Source organism: Treponema lecithinolyticum ATCC 700332 (assembly GCA_000468055.1).
GTDB classification, from domain to species: Bacteria; Spirochaetota; Spirochaetia; order Treponematales; family Treponemataceae; genus Treponema_C; species Treponema_C lecithinolyticum.
In genome coordinates this window covers 425,758-427,687 of the sequence record KI260564.1, presented here as the reverse complement: position 1 = coordinate 427,687, position 1,930 = coordinate 425,758, and the positions used below count along the sequence as shown (strand labels likewise).

Sequence of the window (1,930 nt, the reverse complement as noted above, 5' to 3'; positions counted from 1 at the left end):
TATTTTACCCAAAGAAGGAGTTGATTACAGCCATATTTTACCATATTTTCCCGATGAAGATGATTATAAAGTAGAAATAAGTTATATCAGTGACGATAGGGCGCAAGAAATCATACGAGAGTTTAAGCCGAATATTTTAGGGATATTTTTAAAAGCTTATGTTCGTATACTGCAGAATAAAATATTGGTTGTAGATAAAAGAGAGGGGCGATATTTTGAAGCACAAACAACGGTAAATGCTGAAACAATTCCAACGGCATTTTTTCATATAGCCGACGGAGATAAAACGGTTTTACAAATCGAGATAATCGCAGAAGCAGTTGATATTTTTAACCGCTACCGACCACAAATGGAAGCGATGATACAAAGCATTCGGTTTGACGATAGTGCGGGTGCGGCGCAGTGAGGGAATAAAATGAGTGTACAGCTAAAAGCTATATTGGCTGTTCTTATCGTTTTGCCAGTTGCACTGCTCAGCTGCAGCGCAACCGGCAAAAAAGTCAAAAAAACGAAAACCGTCCCCTTGACGCCATACCAATTACGCTATGCAACGATAGACATACCTGAAGGGGTAACAGTGATACCGGATTTGAGTTATGAAATAAACGATAAAGATAAACACGTGTATATAAATGCAGGTATAGAAGAGTATGCGCATGACGACATACGTCCGTATTTTGATAAAGAAATTGCAGAATTACGGAAGTATAATCAAGTTGTAGAGATAGTAAAACAAGAGAAGGAAAACATAGGCGGGAACAAAGCTTTTATTTTGCGTATTGAATATAAAAAATATCTTGAATCCGTATTATTAGAATTTGTTGAATATGTAGGTATTTTGTGTGAAAAAAGGCATATTGTATTTAAAGCGTGGGGCTTTTTAAAACGGTTTATCCCGGGAGAGCAGTTGTGGCAAAGTATGTATCGCTCGTTTAGAAGCGATAAGAGCCAACCGTACAAACTGCCGTTCGGAAGTTTTATTTTACCCAAAGAAGCACGGGATAGAAGTAGTATTTTACCGTATTTTCCGAATGAAAATGATTACACAGTAAAAATAAATTACATTACCGACAGCTGGGCGCAAGAAATAATACGTGAGTATAAACCGAATATTTTAGGAATATTCCTAGCAGCTAAAATTTTCATACTTAAAGATAAAACAGTGGCGGTAGACGGGCGCAAAGGTCGCTATTTTGAATCGCGAGTAATTATAAACGGACAAATAGTCCCCGATGCGCTTTTTCATATACCGGATGGGGATAAAACGGTTTTACAAATCGAAATAGGCTCGAACGAAGTAAAAACTTTTGAACGCTACCGACCACAAATGGAAGCGATGATACAAAGCATTAAATTTGACGAGAGTGCAGCGGGGGCGCAGGAGTGATGGTATGAGCGTGCAATTAAAAGGTGTGGCGGCACTTCTTGCTGTTGTAATGCTTACGCTTGTACAGTCAAGCGGCTATGCTATCGGTAAGAGAACAAAAAAACACGAAGACATACCGATGACGCCATATCAATTACGCTATGCAACGATAGACATACCTGAAGGGGTAACAGTGATACCGGATTTGAGTTATGAAGTAAATGATGACGAGAAACATGTATATATAGATGTAAGAATAAAAGAATATGATAATGACGATATACGAGCGTATTTTGATAAAGAAATTGCAGAACTGCAATATAGTAATAAGATTGTAGATATAGTAAGCAAACGAGCGAAGATATAAGCGGTAATAAAGCAGCTATACTGCGTATTGAATACAAAACGGATATTAATTTTGAAATGGAATTTGTAGAATATGTGGGAATTTTATGTGAAAAACGGTATATCGTATTTAAGGCGTGGGGATTTTTAAAATTGTTTACTCCGGGAGAACATTTGTGGCAGACCATGTACCGTTCGTTTAGAAGCGACAAAAGCCAA

General features: G+C 37.6%; 3 protein-coding genes. All 3 read left to right on the top strand.

The annotated features are described in order from the left end of the window. On the top strand, nucleotides 1-406 hold a 406-nt coding region (locus HMPREF9193_RS11295), incomplete at its 5' end, for a hypothetical protein (RefSeq protein ID WP_021687305.1). A 9-nt stretch (nucleotides 407-415) separates the two neighbouring features. Next, entirely contained in the window at nucleotides 416-1,387 is a 972-nt protein-coding gene (locus HMPREF9193_RS06550; protein WP_021687304.1) for a hypothetical protein, read from the top strand. Between the two features lie 4 nt (nucleotides 1,388-1,391). Beyond that, on the top strand, nucleotides 1,392-1,733 hold the full coding sequence (locus HMPREF9193_RS06545; protein WP_021687303.1) for a hypothetical protein: 342 nt from the start codon (nucleotides 1,392-1,394) through the stop codon (nucleotides 1,731-1,733). The last annotated feature ends 197 nt before the right edge of the window (nucleotides 1,734-1,930 follow it).

Coding starts and splice junctions, on each gene's coding strand:
- HMPREF9193_RS06550 (WP_021687304.1), top strand. CDS start 416: ATGAGTGTACAGCTAAAAGCTATATTGGCTGTTCTTATCGTTTTGCCA.
- HMPREF9193_RS06545 (WP_021687303.1), top strand. CDS start 1,392: ATGAGCGTGCAATTAAAAGGTGTGGCGGCACTTCTTGCTGTTGTAATG.